This window comes from Natrinema salifodinae, assembly GCF_900110455.1.
GTDB lineage: Archaea > Halobacteriota > Halobacteria > Halobacteriales > Natrialbaceae > Natrinema > Natrinema salifodinae.
Genome location: NZ_FOIS01000002.1, coordinates 421,498 through 437,236 on the forward strand (window position 1 = coordinate 421,498; position 15,739 = coordinate 437,236).

At 66.0% G+C, this 15,739-nt stretch carries 15 protein-coding genes and 1 tRNA gene; 3 read left to right on the forward strand and 13 right to left on the reverse strand.

The window, feature by feature from the left end:
• Positions 1-57 precede the first annotated feature (57 nt).
• From BMY29_RS07505 to BMY29_RS07565, 13 genes are all read right to left on the reverse strand, one after another.
• The gene (locus tag BMY29_RS07505) at positions 58-1,584 is read right to left on the reverse strand and encodes an NADH-quinone oxidoreductase subunit N (protein WP_049988569.1); all 1,527 of its coding nucleotides are present in this window, start codon (positions 1,582-1,584) and stop codon (positions 58-60) included.
• The gene (locus tag BMY29_RS07510) at positions 1,584-3,113 is read right to left on the reverse strand and encodes a complex I subunit 4 family protein (protein ID WP_049988570.1); all 1,530 of its coding nucleotides are present in this window, start codon (positions 3,111-3,113) and stop codon (positions 1,584-1,586) included. Before BMY29_RS07510 ends, BMY29_RS07505 begins: the two co-directional genes overlap by 1 nt.
• Entirely contained in the window at positions 3,110-5,158 is a 2,049-nt protein-coding gene (gene nuoL / locus BMY29_RS07515; RefSeq protein WP_049988571.1) for an NADH-quinone oxidoreductase subunit L, read from the reverse strand. Before nuoL ends, BMY29_RS07510 begins: the two co-directional genes overlap by 4 nt.
• A 1-nt stretch (position 5,159) precedes the next feature.
• Positions 5,160-5,465 carry an NADH-quinone oxidoreductase subunit NuoK gene (gene nuoK / locus BMY29_RS07520; protein WP_049988572.1) on the reverse strand — a complete coding sequence of 102 codons (306 nt, stop codon included), beginning with the start codon at positions 5,463-5,465 and terminating at the stop codon, positions 5,160-5,162.
• A complete protein-coding gene (locus BMY29_RS07525) occupies positions 5,462-5,878 on the reverse strand; it encodes a hypothetical protein (protein WP_049988573.1) in 417 nt (138 codons plus the stop codon). Before BMY29_RS07525 ends, nuoK begins: the two co-directional genes overlap by 4 nt.
• Positions 5,875-6,159 carry an NADH-quinone oxidoreductase subunit J gene (locus tag BMY29_RS07530; RefSeq protein ID WP_049988574.1) on the reverse strand — a complete coding sequence of 95 codons (285 nt, stop codon included), beginning with the start codon at positions 6,157-6,159 and terminating at the stop codon, positions 5,875-5,877. The genes BMY29_RS07525 and BMY29_RS07530 overlap by 4 nt, the downstream gene beginning before the upstream one ends.
• A 40-nt stretch (positions 6,160-6,199) precedes the next feature.
• Entirely contained in the window at positions 6,200-6,661 is a 462-nt protein-coding gene (locus BMY29_RS07535) for a NuoI/complex I 23 kDa subunit family protein (protein WP_049988575.1), read from the reverse strand.
• Positions 6,658-7,764 carry a complex I subunit 1/NuoH family protein gene (locus tag BMY29_RS07540; protein ID WP_049988576.1) on the reverse strand — a complete coding sequence of 369 codons (1,107 nt, stop codon included), beginning with the start codon at positions 7,762-7,764 and terminating at the stop codon, positions 6,658-6,660. The genes BMY29_RS07535 and BMY29_RS07540 overlap by 4 nt, the downstream gene beginning before the upstream one ends.
• A 1-nt stretch (position 7,765) precedes the next feature.
• Positions 7,766-9,424 carry an NADH-quinone oxidoreductase subunit D gene (locus BMY29_RS07545; RefSeq protein WP_049988577.1) on the reverse strand — a complete coding sequence of 553 codons (1,659 nt, stop codon included), beginning with the start codon at positions 9,422-9,424 and terminating at the stop codon, positions 7,766-7,768.
• On the reverse strand, positions 9,421-10,128 hold the full coding sequence (locus tag BMY29_RS07550; RefSeq protein WP_049988578.1) for an NADH-quinone oxidoreductase subunit B: 708 nt from the start codon (positions 10,126-10,128) through the stop codon (positions 9,421-9,423). The genes BMY29_RS07545 and BMY29_RS07550 overlap by 4 nt, the downstream gene beginning before the upstream one ends.
• A 6-nt stretch (positions 10,129-10,134) precedes the next feature.
• Positions 10,135-10,542 (reverse strand): NADH-quinone oxidoreductase subunit A, encoded by a 408-nt coding sequence (locus BMY29_RS07555; RefSeq protein WP_049988731.1) that lies wholly within the window; start codon positions 10,540-10,542, stop codon positions 10,135-10,137.
• A 270-nt stretch (positions 10,543-10,812) separates the two neighbouring features.
• Entirely contained in the window at positions 10,813-11,451 is a 639-nt protein-coding gene (locus tag BMY29_RS07560) for an AIR carboxylase family protein (protein WP_049988579.1), read from the reverse strand.
• 58 nt (positions 11,452-11,509) lie between these two features.
• Positions 11,510-12,733 (reverse strand): 5-(carboxyamino)imidazole ribonucleotide synthase, encoded by a 1,224-nt coding sequence (locus BMY29_RS07565; protein WP_049988580.1) that lies wholly within the window; start codon positions 12,731-12,733, stop codon positions 11,510-11,512.
• Between the two features lie 306 nt (positions 12,734-13,039).
• Between BMY29_RS07565 and ribH the strand changes: the two genes are divergently transcribed.
• From ribH to BMY29_RS07585, 3 genes are all read left to right on the forward strand, one after another.
• A complete protein-coding gene (gene ribH, locus BMY29_RS07570) occupies positions 13,040-13,486 on the forward strand; it encodes a 6,7-dimethyl-8-ribityllumazine synthase (protein ID WP_049988581.1) in 447 nt (148 codons plus the stop codon).
• Complete coding sequence (locus BMY29_RS07575; protein WP_049988582.1) at positions 13,483-14,631, forward strand: pyridoxal phosphate-dependent aminotransferase; 1,149 nt, start codon at positions 13,483-13,485, stop codon at positions 14,629-14,631. Before ribH ends, BMY29_RS07575 begins: the two co-directional genes overlap by 4 nt.
• 810 nt (positions 14,632-15,441) lie before the next feature.
• Positions 15,442-15,544: transfer RNA gene (locus BMY29_RS07585), tRNA-Gln, on the forward strand.
• Positions 15,545-15,739 lie beyond the last annotated feature (195 nt).

The window sequence follows — 15,739 nt, forward strand, 5'->3', positions numbered from 1 at the left end:
CGAGCGGTAAAAGGTACCGGGTCAGATCGGACGAAAACGGCGGTCGATCGCGAGCGCTCAGGCGACGACCGCGGCCGCCGCTTCGATCGCGGCGTCGGCGATCGGACTGAACGCCGGCAGGATGAGCACCGTCAGCACCGCTGCGGTGATGACCGCCGCGTAGAGCCCGATCGGCTGGGAGAGGCTGTCGCGGTCGAGGATCGGTTCCTCGATCCACAGCGCCTTGACCAGCCGCGAGTAGTAGTACAGCGAGAGCGCGCTGTTGACTACGAGCGCGGCGGCGACGACGAGCAGGATCGTGTTATCCGCGGCCGCTTCGAGCGTCGCGGTGTACAGCAGGTACTTGCTCCAGAAGCCGCCGAACGGCGGCACGCCGGCGAGGCTGAACATGAACACGGCCATCGCGGCGCAGGCGAACGGCGCCTGCTGCGAGAGGCCGTTGTAGTCCTCGAAGGTGCGGCCGACGCCCCAATACTCGGCTAAGCCGACGAACAGGAACGCGCCGGTGTTCATGAAGCCGTAGACCAGCAGGTGCATCATGGCCGCGCCCATGACGAGTTCGCCGCCGTCGGCCGACAGGCCCGCCAGGCCGATCAGCACGTAGCCGGCGTGGCCGACCGAGGAGTACGCGAGCATGCGCTTGACGTTCTCCTGGGTGGCCGCGGCGAAGTTCCCGACCGTCATCGTGACGATCGCGAGGATGACGAAGGCCCAGGTCCACTCGACGCCGATGACGTCGGTCGTGGCCTCGAGCGGGAACGCGGTCGTGAACACGCGGAACGCGAGCACGAAGCCGGCGGCCTTCGAGGCCGACGAGAGGAACGCCGAGATCGGCGCGGGCGCGCCCTCGTAGGCCTCGGGGGCCCAGAAGTGGAAGGGAACGCTCGCGGTCTTGAACGCGATCCCGCCGATCAACATTAGGATGCCGAGCCCAAGCAGGCCGCCCATCTCGCCGACGTCGCCGAGGGCCTCGGCGATCGCCTCGAGCTGCAGGGAGCCGGTCGCGCCGTAGACCAGGCTGACCCCGTAGACGAAGATCGCCGAGGACAGGGCGCCGATCAGGAAGTACTTCAGGCCCGCCTCGACGCTGCCGCGGTTGTCCTTTAGGATCGCGACCAGCGCGTACGACGGCAGGCTCGTCAGTTCGAGCGCGATGAAGATCGTCACCAGGCTGTTCGAGGCGGCCATGATCGACATCCCGGTCGCCGCGAGCACGACCAGCGAGTAGTACTCGGCCTGGTAGGTGTGATCGCGCAGGTAGTCGTGGCTCGCGACCGCGACGAGGGCGGTGACGACCGCGATGATGATCATGAAGTACAGCGCCAGGCGGTCGACCACGAATTGGCCGCCCATGAGGTCGATGACGCCGTAGTTCTCGATGCCCGTCGCGCCGACGCCGGCGGCGGTGAACCAGACGGCGACGGCCAGCGACGTCAGCGCGCCCACGACGGTGGTACCGGCGAGGATCGTCCGGTTCGTCGAGCGCGGCTTGATGCTGTCGAAGACGAACAGCACGAGCGCCGTCGCCGCGAGGATCAGTGCCGGTGCGAGCGCCGCCCACTCGGGGAGTTCGACGACCGCCATCAGAGATCACCTCCGTTCTCGAGGATCGGATCGACTGCGTCGGTTATCATGTCGAAGATCAGGTCGGGGGCCACGCCGAGGGCGATGATCAGCCCCAGCAACACGACCATCGACGCGACGTCGTGCAGCGGCGCCGTGCCCACCTCATAGTCGGTTTCGAGCCGGTACGGTCCGAACACCGTCCGCTGGAGCGCGAACAGCAGGTAGCCCGCGACGATGACGATGCCGAACATCGCCAGCGAGGTGAACAGCGGCGAGTAGTCGAGCAGTTCGGAGCCGAAGGTCCCGAAGAAGATCGTGAACTCGCCGTAGAAGCCGCTCATCAGCGGCAGTCCCATGTAGCCGAAGGCGCCGGCCACCAGAATGGCGACCGCGATCGGCATCCGGTCGGCCAGGCCGGACATGTCGGTGACCATCCGGGTGTGGGTGGCGTTATAGATGACGCCGACGGCCATGAACATCAGCCCGGAGATCAGGCCGTGGGAAACCATCTGGAAGGTCGCGCCGCCGACCCCGAACTGGGTGTAGGCGACCAGCCCGAGGATGACGTAGCCCATCGACGAGACCGACGAGTAGGCGACGATCCGCTTCAAGTCGGTCTGGGCGAGCGCGAGCATCGCGCCGTAGATGACGCTGATCACCGCGATCGCCGCGATCGGGACCGCGTAGGTCGCGACCTGGTCCGGGAACATCGTGAAGTTGAACCGGAGCAGGGCGTAGGTCCCCATCTTCAGCAGGACGCCCGCCAGCAGCACCGATGCGGGCGTCGGCGCCTCGACGTGGGCGTCCGGTAGCCAGGTGTGGAAGGGGACGATGGGCACCTTCACCGCAAACCCGAGGAACATCGCGACGAACACGACCGACGCGAGGGTCGTCCCGCCGAGCCCGAAGAAGCCCTCGGGACCGCCGTTGACCATCGCCGTCGCGATCTCGGGCAGGGCGAACGACGTGACCGAGTCGCCGAGTCCGAAGACCAGGGCGATGAACGCGCCGAACATCACCAGCGACGCCACGTTCGTGTAGACGAAGAACTTGATCGCGGCGTACTTCCGGCGCGGGCCGCCCCAGATCCCGATCAGCAGGTACATCGGGATCAGGACCGCCTCCCAGAAGACGAACCACAGGAAGAAGTCCAGCGCCGAGAAGACGCCGAGCAGCATCGCCTCGATGAACAGGATCAGCCCGTAGAACTGGGACTCCCGCTCGTCGATCGGCGTCCACGAGCTGACGATCGCCAGCGTACAGAGGATCGTCGTCAGGACCACGAGCGGCAGGCTGATGCCGTCGAGGCCGACGAACCACGAGATCGAGTACTCGCCGACGTCGATCCACGTCGCTCGCGACTCGAACGCCAGCTCGCCATCGAGCAGGGCGTTCCCGCTACCGTCGAACGCGGCGAACAGCCACAGGGACAGCGCTGCCGGCACCAGGCTGATGGCGAAGGCGAGTTTACCGGCGATGCGATTCGGCGCGAGGAACGTCACCAGCGCGCCGAGCAGTGCCACCGCGATCAACGCTTCGATCATCATGCGAACCACCCTCCGAGATAGCCGAAAATCAACAGCAAGCCGATGAAGCCGCCCACCAGCAGCGCTGCGTAGTTAGTCACGATACCGGTCTGGATGCGTTTCACCCAACTGCTGCCGAAGAGGCTCACCGTCGACGTGCCGTCGACGATCCCGTCGATGACGGTCTGGTCGAAGCGGTCGGCCGCGCGAGCGATCGGCAGCGTCAGCCCCTCGGCGAGCCAGACCTGATACTCGTCCTGGTAGTAATTGCTCCGCAGGACGTCGTACGCGCCGCCGAGCTTCGTCATGTGGCGGGACGGCTCGGGGACGTTGTACAGCGTGTGCGCCGTAAAGGCGCCGGCCAGCGCCAGGCCCAGCGACAGCCCGGCGCTCAACAGCATCGTCGTCGTCTCGGAGCCGATGACGCCCTCTTCGAGCGGCACCGTCTCGTGGTAGTCGTGGTAGGTCAGTCCCTCGACGTAGCCGTACTCGCCGTCGAGCCAGAACTCGAGGAACGTGATGTCGGCGTGGAGCAACTCCGCGACTGGCGCGAGGTTGACCAGGCCGGCGACGGTCGCGAGGATCCCGAGGACGGCCAGCGGGATCTTGATCGGCAGGCCGACCGGGTGTGGATCCTCGGCGGTCTCGGACCGGGGCTCGCCGTGGAAGGTCAGGAAGACCATCCGGAAGGTGTAGAACCCGGTGAAGAACACCGCGAGCAGCCCCATCGCGTAGGCCGCGAGGAAGACCGGCTCCTCGAGGCCGACGGCGAGCGCGTCGAACAGCACCTCGTCCTTCGACCAGAACCCGGAGAACGGGACGATCCCCGCGAGCGCGAGCGCGCCGGCGAGGAACGTGTAGTAGGTGACGGGCGCTTTGTCCTTCAGGCCGCCCATCTCCCACATGTCCTGTTCGTGGTGCATCAGGATGATGACGGCCCCGGCACCCAGGAACAGCAGCGCCTTGAAGAAGGCGTGGTTCATGAGGTGGAAGACCCCGGCGACGTAGCCGCCGACGCCGAGGCCGAGCATCATGTAGCCGTACTGGCTGATCGTCGAGTACGCCAGCACCTGCTTGATGTCGTCTTTGACGACGCCCATCGTCGCCGCGAACAACGCGGTGAAGCCGCCGACGAAGGCGATGATCGCCAGCGCGGTCGGGGAGAGCGCGTAGTAACCGAACATCCGGGCGACCAGGTAGACGCCGGCCGCGACCATCGTCGCCGCGTGGATGAGCGCGGAGACGGTGGTCGGGCCCTCCATGGCGTCGGGCAGCCAGGTGTGCAGCGGGAACTGTGCGGACTTGCCGATGACCCCGCCGAGCACGAGCAGCCCGGTGATCGTCACCCAGGTCTGGGCGTCGAAGCCGAACAGCGTCGCGCCGTCGTCGATGGCCGTCTCCGCCGCGGCGACGAACGACTCCTCGCCGGCGAAGCCGACGGTGCCGAAGGTCGCCGCGATGGCGACGACGCCGATCAGGAAGAAGTAGTCACCGAAGCGGGTGACCAGGAACGCCTTCTTCGCGGCCGAAGGCGCCGATTTCGTGCGGAACCAGAACCCGATCAGCAGGTACGAGCACAGCCCGACGAGCTCGAAGAACATGAACGCCATCAGCAGGTTGTCCGCAAAGACGAACGCGAGCATGCTGAAGGTAAAGAGGCCGAGCTCGGCGTAGTACCGCGGGAGCCCGGTCTCGCCCTCGGCGTTCATGTAGCCGAGGCTGAAGATGTGGACGAGGAACGCGACCAGCGAGACGATCACCAGCATCAGCGCCGAGAGCGGGTCGATCAGGATCCCGAACGTGAACTCGATCCCCTCGGTGCCGACCTCGCTCGCGGCTGCGCCAGAGGTCCACTCGTAGAGCGTCTCGTGGTACGTTTCGCCGCCCGCGACGGTCGCGAGCATCAGTACGGAGAGCAGGAGCGAGCCTGCCGTCGCGAGGATGCCCGCGAACGCGCCCTTCTTCGGCATGTACTTCCCGAAGGCGAGCGCGACGACGAACGCCACGAGCGGGAGCACTGCGATCGCCGGTGCGAATCCGAACGGTCCCGTTGCTGTTGCTGCCATCTTACCACCTCATCGTCGTTGGAACTGTGACGTCGACGTCACGGAAGTTGCGGTACAGCACCAGGATGATCCCGAGTCCGACGGCGACCTCGGCGGCGGCCAGCGCCATGGTAAACAGCGCGAACAGCTGGCCGGTGAGGTTGCCGTGATAGAACGCGAACGCGATCAGGTTGACGTTGGCCGCGTTCAGCATGAGTTCGACGGACATCAGGAACAGCAGTGCGTTGCGACGCGTCAGGATACCGAACAGGCCGATGCAGAACAGCGCCATCGACAGCAGGACGTAGTACTGCACGTCGACGGTCATCGCTGTTCACCCCCATCGGACCGCTCGCCGCCGTCGGTGGCGGCCGGCTGCGGGCCCGCACTGCCGGACGTCTCGCCGGTCGACGAGAGCGCGGCGACGGGCTCGCCCCCCTCCTCGCGTTTCGCGAGGACGAGCGAGGCGTCGAGCGCCGCGTCGAGCGCGACGGCGACCAGCAGGACGGCCGCGAGGAACGGCTCCGTGCCGCCGACTTCCTGCAGTTCCGTGAAGTCGAACAGCGCGTAGCCGAGTTCGGCCGTGATCGAGATGCCGTCGGGGTAGCCGGCCCCGGCGGCCTCGGTCATCGGTTCGAACGGCGTGTTGACGACGACCAGCGCCATCACCGCAAAGAGGGCGACGGCGAGCAATCCCGGAACCAGCGTCCGGCCGAGCCGGAGTTTCGGGCCTGTCGTCATGCCTGTACCACCTCGTCGGAGTCCGCGTCAGTCTCGGATTCGTCGCGCTGGGTCAGCATGACGGCGAACGTGATGAGCACGAGGACCCCGCCCACGTAGACGAGAACCTGCATCATGGCGACGAACTCCGCCGCCAGCATCACGTAGTGCACCGCGACGCTGAGCAGCGCCACGCCCAGCAGGAGCGCCGAATGCCACGGGTCCTGCATGAGCACGACACCCACCGCGCTGGCCAGCGTAACGAACGCGAACAGCGCGAACGCGATCAGCTCGTAGTTCATGGTTTGTTGGTAGTGCCCGTTTGCGGGACGGGCGGACCCGTTACTGGTAGTCGACCTCCCCCTCACCCTCGCCGACCCAGGCGCCCCGGTCGGGTTCCCTGGAGGCGAGCGGGTCGATGTCCTTGTACCACGGTACCGCCTTCAGCTGCTCTTTGTTGTAGACGAAGTCGTGTTTCGTGTCCGCCGTGAACTCGAAGTTCTCCGTGAGCAGGATGGCGTCGACCGGGCAGACCTCCTCGCAGAGCCGGCAGTAGACGCACTGCCCGATGTGGAGGTTGTACTGTTCGCCCTGTCGCTGATCGTTCGTCACGATCTGGATCGTGTCGTTCGGACAGACGTTCTCGCACTGGCGACACCAGATACACCGCTCCTGGCTGAACTTGTGTACGCCGCGAAAGCGCGGCGAGACGTCCGGTGCGGTCTCCGGATACTCCACCGTGAAGGTGGAGCCGTCCAGCGCGTGCTTCATCGTCGTTGCCATCGATTTGAGTATCCCGATCATGCTATCAGCCCCACGATTACCGCGGTCAGGATGAGATTGGCGAAAGCGAGGACGAGCAGTCCCTTCCAGCCAATCTCGATCAGTTGGTCGATCCGGACGCGTGGCACCGCCGAACGCAGCCACTGCGTCGCGAGGAACACCGCCCAGATCTTGATGGTGAACCAGACGATACCCGGCAGGATCGGCCCGGCGGGCCCGCCCAGGAAGATCGTCGCAATGATCGCACCCCCGAGGAAGATGTGGAGGAACTCCCCGAGGTAGATCAGCACGAAGTAGACCGAGGAGTACTCGGTCTGGTATCCCGCGACGATCTCGGTCGGTGCCTCCGGCGTGTCGAAGGGGTTGCGGCCGACCTCCGCGAAGTTCGCGACCAGAAACAGCACGAACGCAAACGGGTTGACCAGCGCGTACCACGACGGCACGTCGATGCCCGCGACCGTCACCAGCGTCTCGTGCTGGGCCGCGACGATCTCGCCCATCTGCAGCGTTCCGGCGAAGATCACGATCGACATCCCGGTGACGACCAGCGGGATCTCGTAGGCGACGTTCTGTGCCACTGCGCGGAGCCCGCCGAGCATCGAGTACTTGTTCGCCGACGCGTAGCCGGCCATCACCAGGCCGAGGCTCGCGATCCCCGAGACCGCGAAGACGTACGCGAGTCCGACCTCGGGATCGGCGAGGTGAATGCCGCTGCCCATCGGAATGACGGCGAAACCGAGCAGCGCAGACGACGCGACGACGATCGGCGCGAGGTCGTAGGCCGGTCGGTCCGCGTTCTCCGGCACGACTAACTCCTTCGAGAGGAGTCGGACGGCGTCGGCGACGATGATGAACAGGCCGGCCGGACCGAGCCGATTGACCGCGATCCGGTCCGTGAAGGCGGCGGTGATCTTTCGCTTCGCCCACGGCCCGGCGACGCCGGTCATCGCCAGCATCAGGTTGCCGATGATGAAGGCCGCGATGAACGTTGCGAGCAGTTCGCCGGCCAGGCCGAACCCGTCCAGGCCGGTCAGGCGACCGATCCGCTCGGGGAGCAAGACTGTGTCCTGCAGCGGCACTGCGGGCGCCGCGTCGGTCGCAGTCGCGATTCCGGCACCGGACATGTCAGCGGTCCACCTCCCCGAGCACGATGTCTAAGCTACCGAGTGACGCGATCAGGTCGGGCACGTACTCCCCTTCAGACATCTCGGGCAGCGCCGAGAGGTTGTGGAAGCAGGGGCTGCGGATCTTGAACCGGGCCGGCTTATCCGTGCCGTCGGCCCGGATGTAGATCCCGAGTTCGCCCTTCGCGCCCTCGACGCTGCGGTAGATCTCCGTGTCCGAATCCGGCTTGAGCGTCCGGGGGACGTTGCTCTGGACCGTCCGTTCGTCCTCGGGCCAGTCCTCGAGCAGGTCGAGACACTGCTCGATGATCTTCGCCGACTCCTCGACCTCCTGCATGCGCACGAGGACGCGGCTGTAGTTGTCGCAGCCGTTCTCGGTGACGACGTTCCAGTCGAGTTCATCGTAGTAGCCGTAGGGATCGTCGCGGCGAAGGTCGTAGTCGATCCCGGAGCCGCGAGCGACGGGCCCGGTGCAGCCGTACTGTTTGGCCGTCTCCGGCTCCAAGATGCCCGTGTCGTGGGTCCGGATCTGGAAAATCTCGTTGCCGGTCAGCAGGTCGTGGTACTCGTCGACCTTCGCCGGGAGCCCGTCGAGGAAATCTCGGCACTTCCCGATGAACTCCTCGCGGGGTTCGGGCAGGTCCCAGGCGACCCCGCCCAGGCGGAAGTAGTTGAACATGAGCCGCTGGCCGGTCAGGTCCTCCAGAATGTCCTGGACGACCTCGCGGTCGCGCATGCCGTACTGGAAGATGGCGGTGAAGTCGCCGTAGACGTCCAGCGCGAAGGTCGCCAGCGCGAGCATGTGCGACGCGATCCGGCAGAACTCGGCGCCCATCGTCCGGATGACCTGGGCGTACTCGGGGACCTCGATGTCCGCGAGGTCTTCGGCCGTCCGGGCGTAGGCCCACTCGTTGAGGAGGCCGGCCGAGACGTAGTCCCAGCGGTCCGGGTATGGCATGATCTGGTGGCGGTAGGTCCCCTGCTGGCACATCTGCTCCTCGCAGCGGTGCAGATAGCCGATGTCGGGGTCGACGTCGACCACCGTCTCGCCGTCTAAGACCGTCTCGATGTGGAGCACGCCGTGGGTCGCCGGGTGGTGGGGCCCGATGTTCAGGAACATCGTGTCCGACTCCTCGTCGTGGTGGTCGGGCCGGACCGGATTAGCGTGCTCCGAGAGGGTCACGACCTGCGGCTTCTCCTGATCGTAGTCCAGCGAGAGCGGATGGCCCTGCCAGGTCTCGGGCAGGAGGATCCGCCGCGGATCGGGATGGCCCTCGTAGTCGATGCCGACCAGGTCGAAGGCCTCGCGCTCGTGCCAATCCGCCGTCCGGAAGACCGGTTCGGCGGACTCGCTGACCGGGTCGTCCGTCGTCGTCGGGACGACGATCGAGACCTCCTGGGTCGGATCGGCGTACTTCCGGAGGTGGTAGATCGACTCGTAGCGGTCCTCGTACTGCTGGGCGGTGAGATTGGCGAGGTGATCGAAGCCCGCCTGGTCCCGCAGGTCGCCGAGGACGTCCTGAACGTCGTCCGGGCGGATGACGAACCCGGGCGCATTCAGGTGATCATCGCGCGCGAGCGCTCGGTCGCCGATCACCACTTCGAGGTCGTCCTCGGTGACTTCGACCGGCGGTCGCCCTCGTTCGAGCCCCGTGCTCATGGCGAATCAGCCCAGTTATAGCGCATGACGAGGTCGTCTTCGTCGATGTCGTTAGCGAGCTTCTGGACGAGTTCGTCTTTCGGTAGGTCGCCGAACTCCTCGAGCTCGTACGGTTTGACGACGACGGGCGTCGACTCGCCGTTGCGGATCCGCTCTTGGAGTTTGGCGATCCCGTAGACCAGCGCCTCCGGCCGCGGCGGGCAGCCGGGGACGTGGATGTCGATCGGGATGATCTCCTCGGCGCCTTTCACGACGTTGTACCCCTCCTGGAAGGGGCCGCCGGAAATCGTACACGACCCCATCCCGACGACGAACTTCGGTTCGGGCATCTGGTCGTAGACCCGCTTCATGCGGGGGCCGAACTTCGAGACGATCGTCCCGGGCACGATCATCACGTCGGCCTGGCGAGGCGAGGCGCGGGGGACGCCGGCCCCGAACCGGTCGAGGTCGTGTTTGATCGCGTACGTGTGCATCATCTCGATGCTGCAGCAGGCGATCCCGAACTGCAGCATGAACATTGAGTTGCCCCGAACCCAGTTCATGAACTTGTCGAACTTCGTGAGGATGAACGGGGTGGAGCCGAAGGCCTCCCGGAGTTTGGAGTTGAAGCGATCGTCGGTGCCCTCACCGATTCGCGACTCCCGGGTGTCTGTCGACGGTGCGGCGCTGCCGTGGATCGATTGGCGTGGTTGTTCGCTACTCATGGTCTGTCAGGGTCTGTCGGGTCCCAGTTGCCGGGGTGTCTTCGCCCACTGTACCGCGCCGTTGCGCCACGCCCACGCGAGTCCGACCAGCAGGATGGCGACGAACAGCAGCATCGGCCCGAGCGCGCGGGCGAGTGAAATGCTCTCCGCGGCCAGCGCATCCTGGTAAACGACCGTCCACGGGAACAGCAGGACGGCCTCGATATCGAAGATGACGAACAGAAGCGCAACCATGTAGTACTGGATGTTGAACCGGATGCGCGTGCCGCCGGTCGGAACCTCGCCACTCTCGTAGGTGGCGCGTTTGCTCATTTCGGGCACGGTGGGCCGTATGAGATACGACACCGCCATCATCCCAAGCGGTATCAGTATCCCGACGAGCGCCAGCGCCCCGATAGCGATCCAATCATTCATCTCGGTAACGTCCGGAAGTTCCGACCGCATCCACATAAGGGTTGATTCTTCGTTTTTCGGGGAAACACGGGCTACAGCGCGACTTCAGCGGCGAGATATCCTCCTGAATAATCACTGTAGAATCGTTTCGCAAGTGAAGAGTCGGTAAGCGAAAATTACTCTCACCCGAAAAACACCGATAAGATCGGATTGCGCGCGGTAATTCCGCTTGGGGCGGACGGGTCCGACCGACGCCTCGGAAGAATCCAAAGCCGACTCGAGTCCGAGCGCTTAGCGATCGCGGTCCCGGAACGCCGGCGTCCCCTCGTCGTGGAGCTCGCGCGAGACGGCGCCGACGCCCTCGCGCAGGCTCTCGTGGTAGGCGACCAGGCGGTCGCGCACCGCGTCGTGCTGACGGGCGAGAATCTGGGCGGCCGAGAGCGCGGCGTTGAACGACTTGCCGGCGTCGACCGCGACTAGCGGCGCGCCGGTGGGCATCCCGATGACGCTGTCGACGGACTTCTCCTGAACGGGGACGCCGATGACCGGCAGCGGGTAGGCGATCGACGCGGTCATGTTCGGCAGGTCTGCGGACTTGCCGCCCGCGCCCGCGATGACGACCTCGAGGCCGCGGTCCTCCGCCGTCTCAGCGTAAGCCGTCATTAAGTCCGGCGTCCGGTGGGCCGATGTGACGTAGGTCTCGAACGTGAACCGCTCACCGGGTGGATTCTCGTAGTCGGTCTGCTCGGCGAAGCCGAGTTCGTCGACGAAGGCATCGTAGGCGCCCCGTCGCTCGCCGCCGGTCATCATCGTCTCGAGATCCGAGTCGCTGCCCATCACAATCCCGACGTCGGGAGTCGCCTCGCTCGGGCGGTCCTGCTCGGCCTCGCGGCGCAGCCGGTCGATCAGGTCGCTGACGCTGTCGCTCATGACCGGTAGTGGTCGGGCCGGTGACTTCAATCAGGGGTAAACGCCGTCGACGAACGGCTCACTCGGTCCGGAAGGTCACCGCATCCTCGAGTTCGCGCGCGGTCTCGAGCAGGTCCTCGACGTCGGCATCCTCGTTCTCGCCAGAGACCGTTACGTGGCCCATCTTGCGCAGCGGCCGAACCTGCCGCTTGCCGTACCAGTGGAGGTGCGCGCCAGGCGTCTCGAGAATGCGGTCGATGTCTCCCAGCCCCGCACGCTGTTCCTCGGCGACGTCATCAGAATCGCTTTGCGATTCTGATTGGCTCGAAAGAGCGAAGCTCTTTCGAACGTCGCCGAGCAGGTTCGTCAGCACGGTCGGCGAGCGCAGCTCCGTAGAGCCCAGCGGCCAGCCCAGTACGGCGCGGGCGTGCTGTTCGAACTGCGACGATTGCGCGCCTTCGATGGTCCAGTGCCCGGAGTTGTGCGGGCGCGGCGCGATCTCGTTGAGCAGAATCTCGCCGTCGGTCGTCTCGAAGAGTTCGATTCCATACACACCGCGACCGTCCATCACCTCGAGGACGTCGCGCGCGACGTCGTACGCACGGTCGGCGACGCTCTCGCTCGACCGCGCGGGGACGACGGTCTCCCGCAGAATCTCCTCCTCGTGGATATTTTCGCCCAGCGGGAAGGTCGCAACGTCGCCGTCTCCCTTGACGGCGATGACCGACACCTCGCGCTCGAAGTCGACGAACGACTCGACCATCGCGGGGCCGGCGACGGACTCGAGCGCCTCTTCGGCCTCGGCCTTCGATTTGACAGGGACGTTCCCGCGGCCATCGTAGCCGCCGGTGCGGGCTTTGAGCATCACCGGTGCGCCGTAGTCGTCGATCGCCGCGCGGACGTCGTCTGCGTCCTCGACCTCGCGGAACGGCGGCACGGGAACGCCGGCGTCCTCGAGTTCGCGCTTCTGGACGAGTTTGTCGTGGATGGTCCGCAGCGTCGACGGCTTCGGGTGGACCGGCGTCCCCGAGTCCTCGCTAACTCGCTCTAAGACGTCCTGATCGGCCAGTTCGATCTCGAAGGTGAGCACGTCAGCGCGCGCGGCGAGTTCGCGGATTCCCGCCTCGTCGTCGAAGTCGGCGACGATCTGATCACGGACGACCGGCGCCGCTGGACAGTCAGGCGTCGGATCGAGCACGACCACTTCGACCCCCAGCGGCGCGGCCGCCTCGGCGAGCATCCGTCCGAGCTGTCCCCCGCCGACGACCCCGAGCGTCGGGCCCGGCGTTCGGAGCGTTGTCATCGCGCGGCGGTTGATCCCCCCGCCGCTTAAGCGTTCTCACTTTACGACACGATCGTGCGCACAGCGCGGCGCGAACGTTCTCGATCTGATCACGATCGAGGACACTACGGGAGCGTGGCGGCGGCCGGTCGATAGCGATCGAATGGGATTTCAGCGGCGATACCGACGGTTTCGATCAGAGCTACCGCGCGATCGCGATCGCCGATCGATCGTCGCACGACGACGACGACTCAGCGAGAGCGGTCGACGAGCGACTCGCCGCGTGAGAACGGTACCTCTTTTACCCGCCCACACCACCGCTCGCGTATGTCCACGCTCGGACTGGTGGTCGCGGAGTTCAACCGCCCGATCACCGAGCAGATGGAGCAGGAAGCGCTCGAGGCGGCCACCGCCGCGGGCGCCGACGTGTACGAGACGGTCCGCGTCCCGGGGGCCTACGACGCGCCCCTGGCCGCCGACCGGCTGGCACGCCGCGACGCGGTCGACGCCGTCGCCGTCGTCGGGACGATCGTCACCGGCGATACGGACCACGATCAGGTAATCGGCGACGCCACCGCCCAGCGGCTCTCCGACGTGAGCCTCGAGCGGGACACGCCCGTGACCCTCGGCGTGACGGGCCCCGGCATGTCCGCCGCGGAAGCGCGCGAGCGCATTTCGAACGCGGCGACGGCCGTCGACGCCGCGCTCGATCTCGTCGACGAACTGCCCGATCCCAGTGCCGACGCCGCCGCAGATTCCGATTCAGACCAATGACGATGGAATTCACCGACCGCCTGACCCGAGTCGAACCGTCCGCAACGCTTGCCATCTCCGCGCTCGCGACCGAACTCGAGAACGAGGGCGCGGACGTCGTCGACCTCTCCGTCGGCGAACCCGACTTCCCCACGCCCGAGAACATCGTTCAGGCCGGCAAGGACGCGATGGACGCCGGCCACACCGGCTACACTACCTCCGCCGGCATCCTCGACCTCCGCGAGGCGATTTCCGAGAAGCTGGCCGCCGACGGCCTCGATCACACCACCGACGAGATCATCGTCACCCCCGGCGCGAAGCAGGCCCTCTACGAGATCGTCCAGGCACTCGTCGGCGAGGGCGACGAGGTCGTCCTGCTCGACCCCGCGTGGGTCTCCTACGAGGCCATGGTCAAGATGGCCGGCGGCGACCTCACCCGCGTCGACCTCTCGGACTCGGAGTTCCAGCTCGAGCCCGCGCTCGACGACCTCGAGGCCGCGGTCTCCGACGAGACCGAACTGCTGATCGTCAACTCGCCGTCGAACCCCACCGGCGCCGTCTACTCCGACGAAGCGCTCGAGGGTATCCGCGACCTGGCCGTCGAGCACGACGTCACCGTCATCTCCGACGAGATCTACAAGGAGATCACCTACGGCGTCGAGCCCACCAGCCTCGGCACGCTCGAGGGCATGGCTGACCGCACCGTGACGGTCAACGGCTTCTCGAAGGCCTACTCGATGACCGGCTGGCGCCTGGGCTACTTCGCCGGCCCCGAGGACCTCATCGACCAGGCCGGCAAGCTCCACAGCCACTCGGTCTCCTCGGCCGTCAACTTCGTCCAGCACGCCGGCATCGAGGCCCTGGAAAACACCGACACCGCCGTCGACCAGATGGTCGAGGCCTTCCGCGACCGGCGCGACCTGGTCGTCGACCTGCTCGAGGAGCACGACGTCGACGTCGCCGTCCCCGAGGGGGCGTTCTACATGATGTTGCCCGTCGACGAAGACGACCAGGCCTGGTGCGAGGGCGCGCTCGAGGACGCCCACGTCGCGACGGTCCCCGGCAGCGCGTTCGGGACCCCCGGCTACGCGCGGATCTCCTACGCCGCGAGCGAGGAGCGACTACAGGAAGGCATCGAGCGCCTGGCCGAGGAAGGCTACCTGTAACTCGCGGCCATCGCGTCTCGCTTCGCTGTAGAAGCGCAATACGACCGTTTTCGCCGGCCGTTCACCGTTCGTCTCCGAGCAATTGCTAGGTCGGTCTCGGTAGCGGCCGCGGGTTTATCCGCGAAGCCGCGGCTACCCTCGGCATGAACTGCCCCACGTGCGGGAAATCGCTGCGGACGGAGCGGGGACCGCGCCAGCATCACACGAAAGTCCACGGCGACCCGCTCCCGACCCGGACGCGCACCGGCTGCGGAACTGCGTTCTCCGACTCGAAGGCCAGGCGAGTTCTGCGCGGACTGTCATCCGAAATCCAAACGCCGGCGAACACGACGGGACCTGGCGCGACGCGACGGAAACGACGAGCAGAACCGTGGCTTCCTCCGGACGCTCTCGTGGGACGACGCCTGGCTCGCCGAGCACGTCGTCGGACCGGCCCACCAGCAGGGGAGGGCGGCCCGATCGAATACGGTCTCGCCTGGTGACGGATTCGACGCCAGGCGCCGGAACGAGATGACTACGAGTATCAGCACTGCGGGACGGGAAAGGAAGCGCTCAGTCGGAATCCAGACTGCATCATCTGCGGCCCGTTCGGTCGTTCGACGATCCGGTGGACGCGCACACAGTGGACAGACGTGGTTACGCTCTGTCGGAGCTGTCACCGGTGGGTCGAAGAGGGAGACATAGCCGTTTCACCTCGCGCCGAAAAGTAACACTATTGTGCAACCGTTTCGTACCTCGTGAGTGAAGTCCCGTGGTGGTGAGCAGTTCCAGAGGAACTGCGAGGTACACGGGATGACGAGTGAAACGAGGAGTCCCGTGGTGTAGTGGCCAATCATATGGGCCTTTGGACGTGTTCGGTTCAGTCCGTCACGGAAGACAGCCCATGACGGCGGTTCGAATCCGCCCGGGACTATTCTGCGACGAACGGACGTGAGGAGCGAATAGTCCCGGGCGGATTCGGGCCCAGAGGACGAGCGGATTCGAGTCCTCGCGGTTCGAATCCGCCCGAAACTACAATTTCTAACGTTCGAATTCCAACAGCTGCAAGTAACGTAGGTCGAGAAGTTGCACGGAGAGTCGATTATTCAGAGCGCCCCTTCACGCTCGC